The sequence below is a fragment of the Planotetraspora silvatica genome (assembly GCF_016863315.1).
GTDB lineage: Bacteria > Actinomycetota > Actinomycetes > Streptosporangiales > Streptosporangiaceae > Planotetraspora > Planotetraspora silvatica.
Map to the genome: position 1 here is coordinate 71,126 of NZ_BOOQ01000047.1, position 18,322 is coordinate 89,447.

General features: G+C 67.5%; 17 protein-coding genes. 5 read left to right on the top strand and 12 right to left on the bottom strand.

Annotated features, from left to right (window positions below; all coding sequences use genetic code 11):
- Positions 1 to 8: 8 nt before the first annotated feature.
- From Psi02_RS31545 to Psi02_RS31555, 3 genes are read right to left on the bottom strand one after another with little or no spacing between them, the layout of a single operon-like run.
- A complete protein-coding gene (locus Psi02_RS31545; RefSeq protein ID WP_239095320.1) occupies positions 9 to 764 on the bottom strand; it encodes a DUF2637 domain-containing protein in 756 nt (251 codons plus the stop codon).
- A 35-nt stretch (positions 765 to 799) separates the two neighbouring features.
- A complete protein-coding gene (locus tag Psi02_RS31550) occupies positions 800 to 2,173 on the bottom strand; it encodes an FtsK/SpoIIIE domain-containing protein (protein WP_203979478.1) in 1,374 nt (457 codons plus the stop codon).
- The gene (locus Psi02_RS31555) at positions 2,170 to 2,508 is read right to left on the bottom strand and encodes an SCO3933 family regulatory protein (protein WP_203979479.1); all 339 of its coding nucleotides are present in this window, start codon (positions 2,506 to 2,508) and stop codon (positions 2,170 to 2,172) included. Before Psi02_RS31555 ends, Psi02_RS31550 begins: the two co-directional genes overlap by 4 nt.
- 137 nt (positions 2,509 to 2,645) lie before the next feature.
- Here Psi02_RS31555 and Psi02_RS31560 point away from each other — a divergent pair, with 137 nt between their 5' ends.
- The 4 genes from Psi02_RS31560 (at position 2,646) to Psi02_RS31575 (ending at position 6,590) form a co-directional block, all read left to right on the top strand.
- On the top strand, positions 2,646 to 3,014 hold the full coding sequence (locus Psi02_RS31560) for a winged helix-turn-helix domain-containing protein (protein ID WP_203979480.1): 369 nt from the start codon (positions 2,646 to 2,648) through the stop codon (positions 3,012 to 3,014).
- A 284-nt stretch (positions 3,015 to 3,298) separates the two neighbouring features.
- Positions 3,299 to 4,336, top strand: a complete 1,038-nt coding sequence (locus Psi02_RS31565; RefSeq protein WP_203979481.1) for a P-loop nucleotide/nucleoside kinase family protein — start codon at positions 3,299 to 3,301, stop codon at positions 4,334 to 4,336.
- Positions 4,333 to 4,953: a nucleoside/nucleotide kinase family protein gene (locus Psi02_RS31570; RefSeq protein WP_203979482.1), complete on the top strand. Its 621-nt coding sequence runs from the start codon at positions 4,333 to 4,335 to the stop codon at positions 4,951 to 4,953. Before Psi02_RS31565 ends, Psi02_RS31570 begins: the two co-directional genes overlap by 4 nt.
- A gap of 1,214 nt (positions 4,954 to 6,167) precedes the next feature.
- Positions 6,168 to 6,590, top strand: a complete 423-nt coding sequence (locus Psi02_RS31575; RefSeq protein WP_203979483.1) for a GntR family transcriptional regulator — start codon at positions 6,168 to 6,170, stop codon at positions 6,588 to 6,590.
- A gap of 85 nt (positions 6,591 to 6,675) precedes the next feature.
- Here the strand turns inward: Psi02_RS31575 and Psi02_RS31580 are convergent, their stop codons facing one another.
- Both Psi02_RS31580 and Psi02_RS41360 read right to left on the bottom strand, forming a co-directional pair.
- Entirely contained in the window at positions 6,676 to 8,976 is a 2,301-nt protein-coding gene (locus Psi02_RS31580; protein ID WP_203979484.1) for an NACHT domain-containing protein, read from the bottom strand.
- Between the two features lie 268 nt (positions 8,977 to 9,244).
- Positions 9,245 to 9,487, bottom strand: a complete 243-nt coding sequence (locus Psi02_RS41360) for a YfbO family protein (protein WP_505859972.1) — start codon at positions 9,485 to 9,487, stop codon at positions 9,245 to 9,247.
- A gap of 44 nt (positions 9,488 to 9,531) precedes the next feature.
- Here Psi02_RS41360 and Psi02_RS31585 point away from each other — a divergent pair, with 44 nt between their 5' ends.
- Positions 9,532 to 9,858: a GNAT family N-acetyltransferase gene (locus tag Psi02_RS31585; protein WP_239095321.1), complete on the top strand. Its 327-nt coding sequence runs from the start codon at positions 9,532 to 9,534 to the stop codon at positions 9,856 to 9,858.
- A 28-nt stretch (positions 9,859 to 9,886) separates the two neighbouring features.
- Here Psi02_RS31585 and Psi02_RS31590 read toward each other — a convergent pair whose 3' ends face one another.
- The 7 genes from Psi02_RS31590 to Psi02_RS31620 form a co-directional block, all read right to left on the bottom strand.
- Positions 9,887 to 10,546, bottom strand: a complete 660-nt coding sequence (locus tag Psi02_RS31590; protein WP_239095322.1) for a response regulator — start codon at positions 10,544 to 10,546, stop codon at positions 9,887 to 9,889.
- Positions 10,543 to 12,093 carry a HAMP domain-containing sensor histidine kinase gene (locus Psi02_RS31595; RefSeq protein WP_203979485.1) on the bottom strand — a complete coding sequence of 517 codons (1,551 nt, stop codon included), beginning with the start codon at positions 12,091 to 12,093 and terminating at the stop codon, positions 10,543 to 10,545. The genes Psi02_RS31590 and Psi02_RS31595 overlap by 4 nt, the downstream gene beginning before the upstream one ends.
- A gap of 43 nt (positions 12,094 to 12,136) precedes the next feature.
- On the bottom strand, positions 12,137 to 13,321 hold the full coding sequence (locus Psi02_RS31600) for an ABC transporter permease (protein ID WP_203979486.1): 1,185 nt from the start codon (positions 13,319 to 13,321) through the stop codon (positions 12,137 to 12,139).
- Complete coding sequence (locus Psi02_RS31605; protein ID WP_203979487.1) at positions 13,318 to 14,004, bottom strand: ABC transporter ATP-binding protein; 687 nt, start codon at positions 14,002 to 14,004, stop codon at positions 13,318 to 13,320. The genes Psi02_RS31600 and Psi02_RS31605 overlap by 4 nt, the downstream gene beginning before the upstream one ends.
- Positions 14,001 to 15,089: a peptidoglycan-binding protein gene (locus Psi02_RS31610; RefSeq protein WP_203979488.1), complete on the bottom strand. Its 1,089-nt coding sequence runs from the start codon at positions 15,087 to 15,089 to the stop codon at positions 14,001 to 14,003. The genes Psi02_RS31605 and Psi02_RS31610 overlap by 4 nt, the downstream gene beginning before the upstream one ends.
- Entirely contained in the window at positions 15,086 to 15,649 is a 564-nt protein-coding gene (locus Psi02_RS31615; protein WP_203979489.1) for a hypothetical protein, read from the bottom strand. Before Psi02_RS31615 ends, Psi02_RS31610 begins: the two co-directional genes overlap by 4 nt.
- 852 nt (positions 15,650 to 16,501) lie before the next feature.
- Positions 16,502 to 18,178, bottom strand: coding sequence for a P-loop ATPase, Sll1717 family (locus tag Psi02_RS31620; RefSeq protein WP_203979490.1), 1,677 nt, complete (start codon positions 18,176 to 18,178; stop codon positions 16,502 to 16,504).
- Between the last annotated feature and the right edge of the window lie 144 nt (positions 18,179 to 18,322).

Below are 18,322 nucleotides of genomic sequence, written 5' to 3' on the forward strand. Positions count from 1 at the left end.
TTGTCCTTTCAGAGGGCTTCAGGTGCGGTTCGCAGGGTGCGGAGCAGGTCGGACGCGAGTTGGTTGGATACGCCGAGGCGGGAGCGGAGCAGGTCGCGGGTGATCGGCTTTCCGTGCTTTGTGTGGTGTTCGTCGGCCACGCGCCGGGCGTAGTCGACGAGTGCTGGGGACGGTCCCCGAGCGCCGTTCTGGCCGTCCTCGCTGGCGAGGAGCGCCGGGATCGGGGACGGACGGTCGAGGACGGGGGACGGGACGGGGACGGACGGGGACGCCGATGGTTCCGCCGGTACCGATGAGGACACCGCCGCCGAGGATGGCGTCGGAGCAGTCGCAAGGGCTGGGACTGTGGAGGACGCTGTGTCGAGGCGGGGGCCGGCGGCGCGCCGTTCGAGCATCGAGACCGCCACCAGGAACGCCCCGGCGGGAGTCGCGGCGGCCAATCGTCCCCAAGCGGTCGGTTCGGCCTGATGGAGGTTGGCGGCCAAGGACAGGACGATCCCAGCGACGAGGACGAGCGTCGGCCAGGACACCAGGCCCCGTCGTGTGCGTCCGGTCTTCTTGTCCCGCTGGCGTTCACGGGCGGCCATGACGCAGGTGAGGTCGACGCAGACCGCGACCGCCCAGGCCATCCAGCCGTCCTGTCCGCTCTCAGCGGCCGTGTCGCGGATATGGGTGAAGCTGCCGGCACCGGCGATGCTCGCCAGGATGAGGACCGGCCCGGAGTCGGCCAGCAGCGCGGCCAGTCGGGACAGCGACGCAGGCATGGTTGATTCCTCCTTTGCAGTGGGGTGAGCGCGATTCAGGCGGCGATCTCGGGGCTTCCGTTGCCGGACAACTCGTGGCCGAGGCCGGAGGCGGCGACCTGAGCCCACGAAGGGGTGAGGTCGGCGTAGGTGTTGGCAGCCCGTTCTGCGGCCGTGGTGGAGACGTAGCCGGACCGGGCGCGGTACCAGCGGCCGTCGCTTCCGGTGATCACCGCGACGCCCGGCAGCTCCGGCGGGATGGAGCGCGCGGCGACCAGAGCGTCAGGGTCGAGGTCGCCGAGAGTCATGACCGCGGTTTCCGGGTCATTGACCCGGTGGCAGACTCGCCCGCCGATCTGGGCGCGGAGGGCGGTGACGCCGGGGCCGAGGTCGGAGCCGATCCGCTGGCCCGACAGGACGAGGTGGATGCCGAAGGCGCGTCCGAGTTGGGCGATCCGCAGTAGGGCGGTGGCCGTACGGGTGACCTGATCCTTTTCGGCCTTGTCGGCAGTGAGGAACAGTTCAGCCAGTTCGTCGACCACCACGACGACGGGGATGGGCCGAGCGCCGTCGGGGAGCTGCCAGATGTCGCGGACTCCGAGCCGGCGGCAGATGAGCATCCGGGCGCCCATGACGGCGATCAGATCTGCCAGGAGGTTGAGGCACTCGGAGCGGGACGTGGCGAGGGCGGTGAGCCGCGGGAGGTATGGGGAGAGTTCGACTCCGCCCTTGAGGTCAAAGCCGACCAACGCGACAGGCTGGGGAGCGAGCCCGACGATGAGTGCGTTGATCAGGTTCGACTTGCCGGATTGGGTTGCTCCCGCGTTCATCCAGTGCGGGATGAGTCGGAAGTCCATATGCCAGGCGGCGCCGGTCTCCAGTACACCGACCACCGGACGGAGCAGGTCCTCCATCCGCCACCCGTCCCGAGGTTCAGTCGGGGGGACGGCCGGCGCGACGTATGCCAAGGGATCGCGGGTGATGCCCTGGAGGGTGACGCGGCCAGGTCGGGATCCGACCACGCGGACCGCCTCGATCCGCCAGGCGTGTGCGAGCCGGTCACAGATCTTGGCGTAGTCATCGGGGATCTGGCCGTCCAGCAGGTGGAAGGTGATGCGGAAGCCGTGCCGGACGGGCCGGGGCAGGCCCATCCATGGCTTGGTGTCGACGGCAACTCGCTGGAACCGGCGCTTGACCCGGACGACGCCGGTCGAGGCGACCAGGCCGGGAACGGTGGTGAACCACCAGCGGTGGCGCTTCTTGGTCAGCCCGCAGCCGGAGGCGACGTGCCGCCAGGACCAGCGCAGCCATACGGCCTTGCGTGGGAAGACGACGAGGTACCAGTACGAGACAGGTGCCCAGCGCCGCCAGACCAGAAGCGCAAACACGGCGGCCAGGACCAGAAGCAAGGGCCGGGATAGGTCGCTCATCGGTCCGTCCCCGTTCCCTGGGTGCCGGCGGGGACGAACGACTGCGCGCGGTAGGAGATGCCCCAGCGGTCGCCCTGCTCCCAGACGTAGCCGACCAGGCCGACCGGGATCACCTCGTCTCCAGCGGAGATCTGGGGTTCGGGCGTGATGGTGACCTTGACGAGCTCCATGCGGCCGAACTCGTCTTCGACCAGGAGCGTGACCTCGTGCATGGTGTTGCCGTCCTTGTCGCGCTTGATCTCGCCGGTCTCCTTGTTGACCAGGCGCGGCCGGGCGGCCTTGGCGCAGGAGATCTGCAGCTTGGTGACATCGACGGGGATGGGGATGTTGCGCATGATCGATCCTCTACTAGTAGAGCTTCTTAGAGTACATGGAACGCTTAGAATTCTAAGCTGTCAATGAGTGCTTTGAGGACTTGGTTGGTTTCTTTGCCGGGGTGTGCTGCACTGGAGGCGAGCTGAGGAGAGCGCAGATGGTGGAGAAGACCGGCCGGCCGGCCTATTTGCAGATCGTCGACGAGTTGCGTGACCAGATCCGTGCCGGCTCACTCGCGCCCGGTGCGGCACTGCCGTCCATCGCACAGCTATGCGAGCGGTTCGAGGTCTCAGCGAGCGTGGTCAAGTCGGCGATCAGCGTTCTTCGCACCGAGGGGCTAGTGATCGGCCAGCAGGGCAAGGGCGTGTTCGTCCGTGAGGACGCCGCGGTGACCCGCGACCCCGAACCGTCATCCGGCGTGAGCGCCGAAGTCCTGGACCAGCTTGGTCAGATGCGCCACGCGGTCAAGGAATTGGGGGATCGGCTTGCCGCTCTGGAATCGGCGGTGTTCCCAGAGCGCAAGTGAACTCGGTAACCCGGCAGGCCAACTCCTCCAGTTCCGTCCGCATCGCGGCCAGTTCCTGAATGATTCGCCGTTCGCCCACATTCATGCTCGTCTCCTGCGGCTCACCCCCTGGCGTGTTTCGCCTTTCGGGATGGCTCAAGTTCACCGTGAGCTGCGGAGTTCCGGTATCACGTTGATCTAGTTAAGCTTTGTCAGTCCGTCTCAACGCCGGTTTACACAAGCGTTTTCACATGCACGACCGCACAACACGCACCTCCCCCGAAGCGTGAAGGCGAAGGTATGCAATGAAGATGACCCAGCGACCCGGCTGGACCCCTGCTCGTCTGCGTGAACACCGCGAGGCCCACGGCCTCACCCTGGAGGCTGCGGGCGAACGGCTCCGCCAGGCGGCCACTGTTCACGGGTTGAGCGTGCCGGCGGCCAACTTCCAAACCCTCTGGGCTCACGAGCAGGGAACGGTGTTTCCCGGCCCGCATTACCGCCGTGCCTACTGCCTGCTCTATCAGGCGACCGAGCCTGAACTTGGTTTTCGACCTCCCTTGCCCGGCGAATCACAGAAAGCGGAAATTGTGATTTCCGAATTGCCTGCGCCTACTGACCCGGCCGCGGACAACGCTGCCGCCCAGGTCATCGAGGAAGCGTTCACCAAGGTCTCCGTTGGCGGCATCGAGCCGGGCGACTCTCCGCAGTCTCTGCTGCGTGGCCGAGTGGTCGACGCCTGGAGGCGGCGCCACGGCGGAGGAAGCCCGAGGCCGATCCTCGTTCTCGTCGGCGGGTATGCCGGTTCGGGCAAGACCGAGTTCTCGCGGTTCCTGTCCGACGTCACCGGTTGGGCGTTCCTGGACAAGGACTCGCTGACCCGCTCCATCGTCGAGCGGCTCCTTGTCTCGCTGGGCGGTGACCCCAACGACCGGCATTCTGACCTGTATCTCAAGGAGGTCCGCCCACTGGAGTACCGGTGCCTGATGGAGACCGCGTGGGACAACCTGAACGTCGGCACTTCGACCATCCTGTCTGCGCCGTTCATCGCGGAGTTGAAGGACAAGGCGTGGTTCACCCGCCTGGAGAACCGGTGCGCCGCGAAGGGCATCGACGTGGCGGCGATCTGGGTCCGCTGCGATCCCGAGTCCATGCGCGAGTACATCGAGTTCCGCGGCGCTGCGCGTGATGCCTGGAAGCTCGGCAATTGGGACCAGTACGCCGAGGGACTCGACCTTGAGGTGAGTCCGCCTACAGCACATCTCACGGTGGACAACCGGCTTGGTGCGGCGATCAGCCTTGCCGACCAGACTCGCGAGTCGCTCAGGCGGATATTCACGTGACGGCGCCGCCGATCGGGATCGTGCTGTACGGCCCGCCCGCCAGCGGCAAGAGCACCATCACAGCCGCACTGCACCGACACGACCGCCGGTTCCGTCTCCTGCGCAAGCTCAAGGTAGGCACCGGGCGCCCCGATGACTACGAGTTCGTCAGCGCCGAGCATCTCGATGAGCTGCGCCGCGTCGGCCGCCTGCTGACAGAGACCCACCGCTACGGCAACGTCTACGCCGTCGACCGACAGAACATCGAAGACATGACAGCCGCCCGACTGGTGCCGGTCGCGCACATCGGAAACATCGCAGACCTGCGCCGGCTCATCGGCCGTACTCCGGACTCCTGGCTCCGCGTGCTGCTGTGGACACCCCGAGACGTCACCGAGCAGCGGTCGAAGAACCGCGGCGACGCAGACACCGCCAAGCGGCTCCGAGCATGGGACGAGACGCTTGCCGACCTGACCGCCAACGCCGACGAGGCGTTCTTTCATCTGCGCATCCACACCGACCGCTTGGATACCGACGCCGCTGCAGGCGAGATCACCGATGCGTTCCTTGCACTGATGAAGGCTGCTGATCGCGCGGAGCTTCATCGCGAAAATACGGCTGCACACCGAGGGAAATGAGATCCGCACGCCACCATGTGCCGCAACCGGCGCATCGCGCACTGCTGGGAATCTCAGCGTTCGCGGAGGTCCAGAGGACATCCGAGTGAGCACATCCGGCCACGGGAGTCCCTCTCCGCGCTCGGGCGCGTGAAGGCCTGTCTTGGCTCTTCTCGTCATCGCATCTGTCCCGAAAGGATCTTCATCCACAATTGCTCGGCGTCAGGAGCACGGAGCCATTCGCTCTCCTGTATGAGCACCTCGTCGGAGCGATAGAGACGCCGGACGAAGAGCAACCCGCCGGCCTGACACAACTCGTAGACGATCGGTTGGCAGTCGCAGGTGTGACGGCGAACTCGTATGCGGTCCGTACGCGGCAAGTTCTCTCGCCACTCCATGCGGGCGTATCCAACCTGTGGTGCAGCGGGGTGAAGGCCCGGACATCCCGTGATGAGCTGAAGCAGGTCGGGCGGCGTCTTCTCGCGGTGGGCCGCGGTTGTTGGCCTTGTCGCGGTCACGACGTATGACCGCGTGGTGAGGCGGAATGATCGTGGCGCAGTTCGGCGTAGCGAGCAGCGACCCTGCGCGCAGCCGTCTTCACCGCGAGCGCCCGGCACCCTGTGTACACCCACCGACCGGTGTGATCGGATACCCGGCCGGTCCACCACCGGTACCGCCAGCCGTCAGGCCCCCACTCGCACCACACGACGAGGTGGACCCATACGGACAGGAGCGCCACCCCATCGCCTACTCGCGTTTCCGTGGAGATGCCCAGCCGTTCCAGTTCGACGCGAAGTCGCCCTGCCGCCGTCGCGGCGGGGGAGCGACCATCGGCCGGCATGCTCCTCATGGCTCCCCCCTTCGCCCAGGGTGCTCGCCACGGTCATTCAGCCCGTCCTTCCCCGTAGTAGGGGCGGCGGCCAGGCGCAGGGCGATCTCAGTCTGCCTTTCCAGCTCGACCAGTAGGCCGGGGGCGTCGTCGCCACACACGGTCTGCGCCATCCCGGAGGTGAGTTGCTCCATGCTCAGCGAGACTGCGCGTCGTGTGGCGTACCAGCCTTGCGGGCCGGTCTCACTGGCACCGCGCCAGATCACCCAATCCGGGTATCGGGTCGCCAGTTCCTGAAGCGTCATTCAGTCGTCCGATCAAGAGGAGGCCATCTTTCAATCAATGTAGCTATGTACGTACATACGTGCAAGGCGATGCGCCTATGCTGCTACGTAGCTTCGGCGCTATGACGATCGATCCCAGCGCCGACCGCCCGGTCTACAAGCAACTCGCGGACCTGATTCGGGCGCGCATCGAGGCGGGGGAGTACCGCCCAGGGCAGCGACTCCCTGCCGAGAGCGATTACGTCGCCGAGTACGGCATCTCCCGCGACTCGGTACGCCGTGCCATAGCCGTGCTGAGGGGAGAGGGACTGATCGTGACCGAGCTGAGAGGCTCTCGCGTCCGAGACGCGGGGGAGGCCGTCACCGTGCCGATTGCCCCCGGCGCACAGGTGACTGCCCGCATGCCAACCGAACCCGAACGCCGGCAGCTTGGCATCGCCGAGGGCGTCCCCATTTTGGTCGTCACAGAGCCAGATGGCGAGACCCGCAAGCTTCCCGCCGACCGGACGATCATCGAGGCCAGCAAAGAGCAGCAGGAAGTTTGACGCCATGTCACCGCCGACGAGGATCGGTGCCTCGTTCGAGGTGCTCTATCTAGACGGCCTCGAACTGCTTAACCGAAACGGGACGTCATGGAGAACGTTCTCGTAGGTCACCGCTGATGACGTGGGTAGGGGCGTAGGTGGCGGCGAGGTGGTCTTGCAGTTCGGCGTGGCGGAACTGGTAAATCGGTCCTACCGCGCGTAGTAGGCCCAATCGGTGAGCATCGTCGAGAAACGGCATCAGTTTGCGGGGCAGTTGGCCTGTCCGGGCCAGCCGATGGGTCGTCACCAGATAGGCGATCCACGCACGGTGAGCGCCGGCTGCGAGCCCGAATGTGAGTCCGGCCGTGAGTCCGGCCGGGAGTCCGACCGGGAGTCCGATCTCGAGCATGGCCGTGAGCCCGGCCGCGAGTCCGATCGCGAGCATGGCCGTGAGCCCGGGCGCGAGCCCGAACGCGATGATACGCAGGAGGTTCACCGCGCGGTCGGCTCGCCAGCTCGCCAGCGGACTGTTCGCCAGCTCTCCTGGTGTTGGTGCCTCTGCCCACGATAAGACGCCGAGCGTAAGCCAGGCCGCGAGCCCGACCGGGAGCGTGATTGGGAGCACGATCGGGAGCATGTCCGTGAACTCCCCATTCGTCCAGGACGAGAGCCAACTGGCCGAGAGCCCCGCCGCGAGCCCGAGCGCGAGCCCGAGCGCGAGCCCGAGCGGGAGCCTGACCGCGAGTTTTGATATGAGCTGAGGTAGCCGGCTATGAAGGCGGAGGTTAGCGAAGCCCGGTTCCTCCCGCGCCCAGGAACGGGCCGCGAGCCCCACCACGAGCCCGACCGGGAGCCCGACCACTAACCCGGTCGGGAGAAAGGACGTGAACGTGAACGCGAAGTCGGACACAAACTGGCTCACGGGCCCGTCCTCGAGCTGCGCGGACTTGCCTAATTGCGTGAGCGCGAATGTGAGCGTGAACGTGAGCGCGGGCGTGAACGAGACTGTAAGCGCGACCGTGATGGTGGTGAGTGCTGCCAGGGCGATGCGCGTAAGGGGGGTGAAGGTGCGGGTGGTGCGGGCGAGGTGCCACCAGGCCAGGTCACGGGTGCGGGGGCTGCCATCGGTGTGGGGGTGGCTCATCTGGTAGGCAAGATAGCTCAGCCAGCGGCGCACCCGCGCGGGGTCGTGGCGGTGGCGGGGGCGAAACAACTGCGCGGGATCGTCGCTGGGTGGGCGGGTGTCGATGAGAGTGTCGACCAGTTGATCAAACAGGTGCGCGCGCAGTGTCGCCGCGTCGGGGAAAGCGTCTGCATTCAGTAGATTAACCGGATCGGTGCGGGCGTTCAGGTAGACCGTGCGCACCAGCCATACTCCCAGCGGGGTTGTGCATAGTTCGGCCAGATTGGCCACTGGTCCTTGCGCCGGGGTAGAGGCCCGCAGGCCGGTGAGGATCTGCTCCCACACTGGTCCGGGGTGCGGGGGCAGGCACCTGCGTAGGTAGGCCGCAGCGGCTACCCGGTTCAGGGGGCGCGGCTGGATCACCACGGCGGAGGTCAGCACGTTGCCGGCCCGGTCGATGGCGTGGGTGAATTCGCTCGTGCGACTGGTGAGGATCAGCTGGTCATCGCGGCCCAGGAACCGGTTGAGCGCGGTGATGACGGCGGCCTGCGCGGGCGAGGGCAGCTCATCCAGGCCGTCCAACACCGGCAGCACCTGCCCGCTGGTGGCCAGATGCCGAGGGGCATCGGGCCCGAACTCGGGTGCGCGTAGCGCCGGGTAGTCGGTGGACAGTCGGACGGCGACCCATTCGTGCAGGTGGGGAAACCGTCCGGTGTCCCAGCCGGCCACCGACAACAACACCGGAACTGGCTCATGAGGGTGCGCGCCGCGGGTGTCGAGGAGCTCGCGGACCAACTGCACCGCCAGGGTGGTCTTGCCGGCGCCGGGGCCGCCGAGGATGACCAGGCGGCGGCGTTTCATCGCACGGAACTTGTGGACCAGGGCGGGAATGTCGTCGCTGGAGGCCTTCAGCCGCAGCGAGGCGGGGGTGAGATTGACCGCGTGATCCATCGCCTGCCGGTTATCGGTCAGATGCCACTGCACCGGGATCGGATCGGGATCATCCAGCGATCGCAGGATCGCCTCGGTGCGCCACTGGCCCGCAACCAGGCCAGCCAGCACCTGCTTAGCCGCACTCGCGCCCTCTGTCCCGTCTCGCGGGGTAGCGGTTCGGTGGCGGGTGTACTCGATGCGCAGGGTGACCAGCACTAGGAACGCGACGGTGGTCCAGATCGTCAAAGGCCACCATTTCCAGGTGACCTGCACGGTATTGGTCGCCAGATTCCCGACCAGTGCCACGGTGACGGCCACGAGAACACCGGTGATCGGTGAGGGGGTGCGCACGTCTTCATCATCACGCGATCATTCGGATTGCCGCGCCCCTATAGCTCGGTTTGTCATTCTTTCGAGAATGTCCCACCCCGCGCGGGACGGCATCGGGCGTGGATCGCGATGATCAATCCGTCATGGTCCACCGGACTTGTGGACCTGTGTCAGACCTCGGTTGATGCTTGACGCTTCGGCCCCGCCTGATGCTTTACATGATCACGGCGGGACTGGCGACACTTCCTCTTCTGCCGAGTTGAGGATGCTCGGTACCGGTGTTGAGTCCTCAGTCCCACCACAGGGTCACGAGGCGTGAGCCAGGCGGAACCGCGATTGGCCGCGCCGGAGGCCCGCCGGTCCACAAGTCCGTTCCCGGATCATCGGGCTGCAGTTCCGCTGCCCACACGGCAACGTCCGTGGCCGATGCGGTGGTAACCACATAGACATGGTCGCCGAAGGGCCACTCGTCGCCTCCCGTGCCCCTCTTGGAGTACTTCGCCGGCCCCGAGTGGAGAGGGGTGTGGCACAGGCGCTATCAGCAGGTGGCGGCGGACCCCTGCCAGCGCAGCATGGGTGACCGGTGTCATCTGGGATGAGCGGCGCAAGGTGGCCATTGGCCAGGCTGGTTATCACGGACCACCCGACCAGTCGGGGATGGCCGAAGTCGGCTATGCCGTGGACCCAGCGTGCCGGCGACGCGGCTACGCGCGACCCGCACTGGAGACTCTGCTCCAGCGTGCTGCCGGGTCCGGATCGAGGCCATGCGGCACGTGCTGCACCGGTTTGCGTACGAGGACAAGGACGCCGAGCCGGTCGGTACTCGGATCCGCTCCTCATCGGCTCGGCCGAACTGGCGCTGAATCCCGACGAGGCCCACCCCAGGTGTTCGCGCGGTTGTGAGGACCGCGTGCGGCCGGCCGGGAGCGGGTCAGTCAGGGTCGTTCAGGGCGTCGTCCAGCGGGACCAGCCCCTGCTGCAACCCGAAGATCGCGGCCTGGGTGCGGTCCGCCAGCCCCAGCTTGGCCAGGATGCTGGAGACGTGCGCCTTCACGGTGTCCTCGGTGATGGCGAGCGTCCTGGCGATCTGCCGGTTGGACCGGCCGCGGGCAAGTACCCGCAGCACGTCCAGCTCCCGGGGGGACAGCGGGTCGACCGGGCGGTGCGCGCCCGCCTCGCGGACCTCGCGCACCAGCCGCGCGGCGATCCGCGGCTCCAGCAGGCTCTCGCCGCGGGCCGCGGCGCGCACCGACGCGACGACCTGGTCCACGCCGGCGGACTTCGACAGGTAGGCGAGCGCGCCTGCGCGTACCGCGGCGAGCAGGTGCTCGTCGGCCTCGGACGAGGTAAGCATGAGCACCTCCGTGCCCGGCCGGTCCCGTTTGATCTGCGCCAGCACGCTGAGGCCGTCCTGCCCGGCCATGAACAGGTCCAGCAGGACCACCGTCGGCTCCAGCGCATGCACCGCGCGCAGCGCGGCGGCGCCGTCGGCGCACTCGGCCACCACCTCGATGTCCTCCTCCTGGTCCAGGAGGAGGCGCAGCCCCTGCCGGACGACCTTGTGGTCGTCCACGATCAGCACACGGATCACGGCCGCTCCCCGGGCAGCCGGACCAGGACCGTGGTGCCATCGCCGGGGGCCGAGTCGACCTGGAGGTCGCCGCCCAGCTCGGCGACCCGCTCGCGCATCATCGGCAGGCCCATGCCGTGCCGGTCGCCGGCGCGCTCCGGGTCGAACCCGGCGCCGTCGTCGGTGACCGACAGCAGCAGCCCGCCGTCGACCACGGCGAGGCGTACCGCGATCCGGGTCGGGTGGGCGTGTCTGACCGCGTTGGCCAGCGCCTCCTGCGCGATGCGCAGCGCCGCGTGCTCGACCACCGGCGCCACCGTCACCGGTGCCAGCTCGGTGGCGATCGGCACGCCCAGCCGGTCGCCGTAGGCCGCGCACAGCCCGGCCAGCGCGTCCGCGAGATCCGCGTCGCGCAGCGCCACCGGGCGCAGCTCCAGCAGCAAAGCCCGCATCTCGATCACCGTGCCGGTGGCGGTGCTCTCCATCGCCTCGACCCGGTCGAGCAGCGGCGAGCCGGCCGGCAGTGCCCGGCGTAGGCCGCCGGCGAGCAGCCGCAGCGAGTACAGGTCCTGCGAGATGGAGTCGTGCAGCTCGCGGGCGATGCGGGCGCGCTCGCCGGCGCCGGCGAGCTGCCACTGGACGGCCATCGCCTCGGCCAGGCGGACCGCCATCCGGTTGAAGTTCGCCTCCAGCTGGCCCACCTCGTCGGTGCCGGACACGGGTACCCGGTGGTTGTAGTCGCCGTCGGCGACGGCGACCGTGCTCGCCGCCAGCCGGCGCAGCCGGCCGATCAGCGTCCTGGTCGACAGCAGGCCGAAGACCACTCCGACCGGCAGCGCGGCGAGGGTGACCAGCAGCCCGATAATGAGCAGCGGCCCGACGTCGGTGCCCGGCGAGGTGAGGTCCGCGCCGAGCGGGAGCCGGTCGTCATAGGGAACCTGGACGTAGACGTAGCCGATCGCCGGGCCGGCGTCGTCGATCCCGGCGTTCGGCTTGCCGTCTGCCGCCAGCAGGTTCACCGGCACCAGCGCCCAGAGCACTGGGCCGATTGTGGTGTCCGCCTGACCGTTCTCCCCCTTGGCCATCTTCGGCGACACCGCGAGCGCGCCAGCCGGCAGCGTCACCACGCCGGGACCGCCGAACGCCGCACCGGCCGGGTATCCCGGCGGGTACGAGCTGGCGGCGATCCGGCCGTCCAGGTTGAGCAGCACCGCCAGCGACAGCGGCTTCTGCTCGTCCTGCCGTGCCGCCGTGTACGGGATGCGGACCCCCTCGCCGCCCGCCTCCATCCGGACCTCGCGGGGCGCGAGCACCAGGCCCGACTCGCCGAGCTGGATCTCGCTGCTGGTCGGCAGCCGGCCCAGCCGGCCGGCGGCGGCCAGCACCTGCGCGGCGTAGTCGTGCGCCGTGATGCCGACGAGCAGGCTGCGGTCCCGCTGCTTGCTATCCGCCACCAGGCGGGGCACCAGGAGTACCAGCGTCACCAGCTCGACCACGGCGACCGCCGCGGCGGTGACCAGGACGTACGAGGCGGCCATCCGCAGCCGCAGTCCGTGATGCCGGGCCATCGCCTCACCCCCTTCCGGCATTATCGTGCGCCGGCCGCCGGCGTCACGCGGTGCGCAGCGCCTCGGTCGGCGCCAGCCGCGCGGCGCGCAGTGCCGGGTAGACCCCGGCCACCGCGCCGATGACCACCGCGGCGGCCAGCCCGGCCGCCACCGCCAGCGGCGGGATCAGCGGTTGCCAGCCGTGCCGGTACGCCAGCGCGTGGGTGACCGCGGTGCCGGCCAGAACACCGACCGTGCCGCCGGCGGCGCCGAGCACCAGGGACTCCACCAGGAACTGCACCGCGACGTGGCCTCGGGTGGCGCCGAGCGCCCGGCGCAGCCCGATCTCGCCGCGCCGTTCCAGCACCGAGATCACCATGACGTTGGCGATGCCGATGCCGCCGACCAGCAGCGCCACCGCGCCCAGGCCGAGGAACAGCGCGGTGCCTGCGTCGGCCGCGGCGAGGCGGGCGACCAGCGCCTCCGCCGGCTGGCTGACCGTGACCTGGGACGGGTTCTGCGGGTTGGTGGCCCGGGCCAGCATCCCGCGTACCTCGGTCGTCCGCGCCACCTCGGTCCGCACGTAGATGCGGGTCGGGTGCCCGTCGTAGCCGAGCCGGTCGGCGGCGACCGCCAGGCCGACCAGCGCCGAGCTGTCGATCTCCGGGGCCAGCTCGACCGGGCGGAGGATGCCGACGACGGCGTACCATGCGCTGCCGACCGAGACGCGCGGGTCGCCGGCCAGGTCCGCAATGCCGAGTGCCTGGGCGGCCCGGTGCCCGAGTACCATCGCCGGGTACCGCGCGGTGGCCTCGGTCAGGAACGTGCCGGCGGCCAACTGACCGTCCAGTGTGGACAGCAACGCGGTGTCGGCCGCGCGGATGCCCACGCCGCCGGTGGTGTCCAGTTCGGACCGGGCCGCGACGGGGCCGTGCAGGTCGGCGGTCGCGCTGGCGGCGAGCACCCCCTCGGTACCGGCGATCACGCCGGTCGCGGTCGCCGGCAGGGGCACCTCCGAGCCGGCCAGGCTCTGCCCGCTGACCACGGTCAGCAGGTTGGTGCCGAGCCGGTCGATGCGGGCCAGCAGGTCTGCCTGGCTGGAGCGGGTGATGCCGAGCACGGAGACCACTGCGGCGATGCCGATGGCCACCCCGAGCATCGACAGCACCGCCCGGACGCGGCGGCTGCGCAGCCCCACGGTGCCGACCGCGAGCAGGTCGGCGGCGCGCAGCCGGGACCGCGGCGTCATGCCGGGCCGCCGCTGTCGTGCACGACCAGGCCGTCGCGTAGCTCCACCCGCCGGTTGCCGGCCGCGGCCACCTCGGCGTCGTGGGTGATCATCACGATCGTGGTACCGCTGGCGTTCAGCTCGCGCAGTAGGTCGAGGATGGCGGCGCCGGTGACGGTGTCCAGGTTGCCGGTGGGTTCGTCGGCGAACAGCACCGCCGGTCGGCCGACGAGTGCCCGGGCGATCGCCACCCGCTGCTGCTCGCCGCCGGAGAGCCGGCCGGCCGGTTGCCGGGCGCGGTGCCCGAGGCCGACCCGGTCCAGCGCGGCCGCCGCCGCCTGCCGCCGCTGCTTTGCCGGCACGCCCCGGTACAGCAGCCCGGTGGCGACGTTGTCCAGCGCGGTGAGGTGTTCGAGCAGGAAGAAGCGCTGGAACACCGCTCCCAGCCGGTGCGCGCGGACCCCGGATACACCGCGGTCGGACAGCCGCTCGATCGGCTCGCCAGCGATCCGCACCGAACCGCCGGTCGGCCGGTCCAGCCCAGCGGCGAGGTTGAGCAGCGTGGTCTTGCCGGAGCCGGACGGGCCGACCACGGCCACCAGCTCTCCACTGTGGATGGTGAGGGTGATGCCGGCGACCGAGGTCACCGGCGGCGTGCCCGGGTGGATCTTCCGGACGTCGCGCAGCTCCAGGACCGGGGTCATCGCGCCGGCACCTCCACCAGCTGGCCCGGCGTCAGCGCGCCGGTCACCTCCACGGTGCCGGCGACCTCGTCGTACAGGCCCGGCCGCACCTCGACGTAGTCCCCTGTGGACAGCCGCACCCGGAAGCCGCCGCCGGGCTTCGGGGTCAACGCGGCCAGCGGAACCAATAGCACGTTCTGCTTCGTCGCCGAGCTGACCAGCAGGCCGACCGGTGCCTGGTCCAGATCGGCCGTGCCGGGCGGCAATGTCAGCTTCACGGTCACCTGCACGGTGGCGACGCCGGGTTGGCCGTTCTGGTCCTGCTGCGTGGTGGCGACCCGGCTCATCCGCACCAGCGTGCCGGGGACCGGTGCCGCGCCGGCCACGGTTACCTGCACGGCGTCACCGGGGTGCAGCGAGCCACTGCGCCCGGTCGGGATGTCGGCGGTCACCACCCGGTGGGTGGAGGTGGCGGTCAGAACCGGCATCCCGGGGCCGACCCGCGTGCCGACCGCCGCCTGCGGCTGGGCGATCCGCAGCGCGCCGGGCGCGAACACCACCGCGCCCAGCGGCAGCGCGCCGGTGCGCTGCGCGGCCGGCAGGCCCCACTTCGCCTGCCACCGGCGCACGGCCGCCGCGGTGGCCGCGGTGAACGTCTCGTCCACCGTGATGTAGCGCCCAGGGTCCAGGCCGAGCGCGACGATGTTCTTCTCCAGCTGCCGCACGTCCGGCCCGGCCGTCATCCCCGGCCGCAGGTCCCGGTACGCAGGGAGCGCCCCATACAGCAGCCGCACCGGCTGGTTCGCCACCGCGTACAGAGCGGCGCCCCGGGTGACCGTCGAACCCGCCTCGGCGAGCGCGGTGAGGATGCCGGCCGCGGCCTGGTGCGCCACCGGGTAGCTGCCGTCGAAGCCGAGCGTGCCGGCGAACCGCACCCGCTCGACGACCATCCCCCGAGTGACCGGCGCGGTGCCGGTCGACACCTGCGGTGCGGGCGGCGCCGACGGCGGCCGCCCCAGCACCGCCATCGCGGCGCCGGCCAACCCGACCCCGAGCACCACCACCACCGCGATGGTCCCCACCCGTCGACCCCAGGGCGCGCTCATGACCGTTCCATTCCGCCGTTCCAGTACTGCTCGCACGCCTGCCACGCGGCGACGATCCGGGCCGACTTGCCCTCCTTGATGGCAGCGTTGTCGAGCGGGAACGAGCCATCTGGCTTGGGATCGGGCCACTCCGACACGCCGTGCTCACGTATGCACCGGGACCACTCCCGCAACACCGGCACGTCCTCCGCGGTCGGCTTGCGCTGCTGGTCGCCGTCCTGCCCCGGCTTTTCGAAGACGGACGCCGGCAGCCGCTCCTGGATCGACTTGCACGCCTCCGCGGCCGCGGCCAAGTTTCGCTTGGTGGCCTCGTCGACGGTGGTCTCGTCGGGCAGGACCACGCGCCCGTTCTCCGCCTTCACATCGGGCAGGCCCGGCGCCCCGTTGCTGCGGATGCACTGGACCAGCTCGTTCACGACGGATTGAATCTGGGCGTCGGTCAGCGTCGACGAGGCGGACGGGGCGGCACCACCGCCGCCGCCGGAGCCGCATCCGCCGAGCGCGAGACCGGCCGACAGCATGGCTGCCACCCAGTACCGATGCATGATCTTGAATTGCAAGATGCCTCCTCGGGAGCCGTTGGCCACGGGTGTCTGCACCACCGACGCTCCCAGCTCCCGCCGGCCGCGGCATCGCCGCGCGGTGGCGCCCCGCTCCCCCTTTGGGGGTACTGCGGCCGCCACGAAGGAGGGGGTCAGCCGAGCGCCATCGGCTTCGCCTCGCGGTAGTAGCGCCTCTGTTAGGAACTCTCAAGGCATGATTCGCACCAAGATCAAACGTCCGCTTCTGCCGCGAGTCGCACCCCCGGCCCCATTCCGGATTGATCATGTCGACCATCAACCGAGGCCGCAGTGTCAAGCATCAGCCGAGGTAGGACAGGACCTGTGGACCTGCCGGATGAGAATTTTCTCTACGCCTTTAAAGCGGCCCGCCTACGGCGGCCCGCACGCGCGTCGGTCGGCCAGCCGGCCGGGCATGCGGCTCTTCGGCCGATCCCGGCCGGCGCCGCCCACGCGCTCACACCCACCAAGGTGATGCTCGCCAGTCGAGCGAAACACCACACCGAGGGTGAGGGCGACGACGGTCCAGCGCGCCGGAGTCCGGAGGGCGAGAACCCTCAAGGGGCTCTGCCCCCTGCACCCCCGGCCCTCCTCAGAGATGGGCCGAAATGGCCCGGGTAGGTGAGGTCGTCTCCTCGTCAGCCCCCTCGAAGGGATGCCAGACCAGCCGCCCAAGGTCTAGCCGTCGAATGCGGGCAGGACAACCAGCAGGCGAGGAAGGTCACCGGGAGCATGTACACGCGATCGACGGCTTGACCCCAGACGGCCGGCCCGGCATGGCTACGCCTGCCTGACGAGGAGACGACCACATCATCTGCTCTAAGTCTGAGTTGGCGTGAACTAATCCTCTGCCTATCGGCGAGGCTTGGTTGGCACATTCCATTCCGATTGATCGTGTTTCTTGATAGCCAAGGCATAGTGATAAGCAGGATGAATATAGAAGGACTTGATCTCACTAATGGATTGTAGGCTGTCTGCTAGCCCCGGTACGTCATGAGAGAACGTGACGGTTTCTCCGGGGCCTTTGGCGAGGCCGATGAATCCGATGTCGTAGAAGAGCTTAACTAGAGGCTGATATAGATCTGTCCAGCTTAAGGTCTCTGAAGCGCCCCACATTGCCTCGGAAAGGGCGGTTAGCCATCGAACGCCTTCGAAATCCCGGTCGGCGAGCAGGATCATGACCTCGTCGAGGAGTTCGGCCAGTCGTGTGTTGTCGAGAGGGAGATCGACCTGTTTAAAGACGGCCAAGGCCTTTTGTATGTCTGGATAAGTCGGCTTCCACTCATCACGCAGTGCTAGTAGTCGCTTCTCCGAATAGGCGCGCTCTGCGAGATGCACGTCATTCCATGAGAGTTTCTCTTTTCCGAAGGTTAATGCAAAGCATTCATTGAAGAATGAGATGCTGTCGCGAGGTCGCATTAATGTCCGACAGAAAATATAGTGAAGCGCGTCGCCTCGTGTTTTGTTGGGGGTCGGTAATAAGTCCCGAACGCCAGAGATCGACAAGCCGGCATTCTTTCCAGCGATTCGGGCGCGCTCGTCGAGCATCTCCTCTAGATCTTGGCTACCCCAACGCATCTGGAGAACTAGTGAGCGGAACTTCTCTTCCTGCCCGCCGGTTCTTCTCCCGAAGTCGAGTTCGCGGAAGATGTTCGTACGCAGTGCCACCAGTACTTTCAGGTGTCTAACTCGCTTAAGGTCGAGAACCGTTCTGAATAGACATCTGATAAGGTCATTGGTAATTCGTTCGTCAACCCAATCGCGGTCGAGATCATCGATTACTACCCACGTCTGATGCTGTGGAGAGTCGAGAATATCCTCGTCCAAGACGTTGAGCATCTTGTTGAGGCGAGGGAGTTGTGTATCGTTCACGATCCTTTGAAATCGATCCGCTTGCTCTCCGCGAGACTCGTTGGCTACCGTTGTCCCGGTTCCAGCATTTGCTTCTAGTGATGATTTCGATACGCTTAGATTAGCTTTCGTGGCCGCGTCGATTCGCTGCTCGAATTTTTGCGTGATCTCCCGAACTCTTTCGTCGGTCTCACACCAAAATTTTTCGCCAAATTCGTCCAGATATTCTAGAGCTGCCCGCTTGCCAGGATCTCTTTTTATTTTCTCGCGGAGATTCGACAAGAAGTTCTGCTTGGCTGCCGGAGTGTCTACTTTGTATCTGTGGCGTATCAATTCGACAAGAAGTACATGCTTCCATAGTGCAATGAAAAGTAGATCAAGATTAACGTCTAAGGAGTCAAGGTGGCGCATTACCTGGAGGTCGACAATGTATGGAAGAGAGAGATCTTCGGGAGTGATCCGAATGACCTTGCCAGGGTATGCATCCTCGAGATGTTGTAATGCGGCAGACTTACCGCTCCCGGTACGCCCAATAAGAAAGCATCGGGGATCGAGTTTCGATGTGATTGCCGAATAATCTCCTGTCTCATAGAAAGCAAGTTCCAGTAGTGGATCGGCCTCCGCTTGCTCGCCCCCTAGGTTGAAGTTACTTCTGATGCGGCGGGATTTGTTTGGCATATGGATCCTTTTCGGCTGTCCCAAATGGTTATTTCGGGCACTGGTGTCACTCGTTGCTGGATAAGTAAGTGACTCTAACCAAGGATTGGAACCATATGTACAGATTTCGAAATGCTGCTGCATGTTGCCGCGTGCCGAGTCATG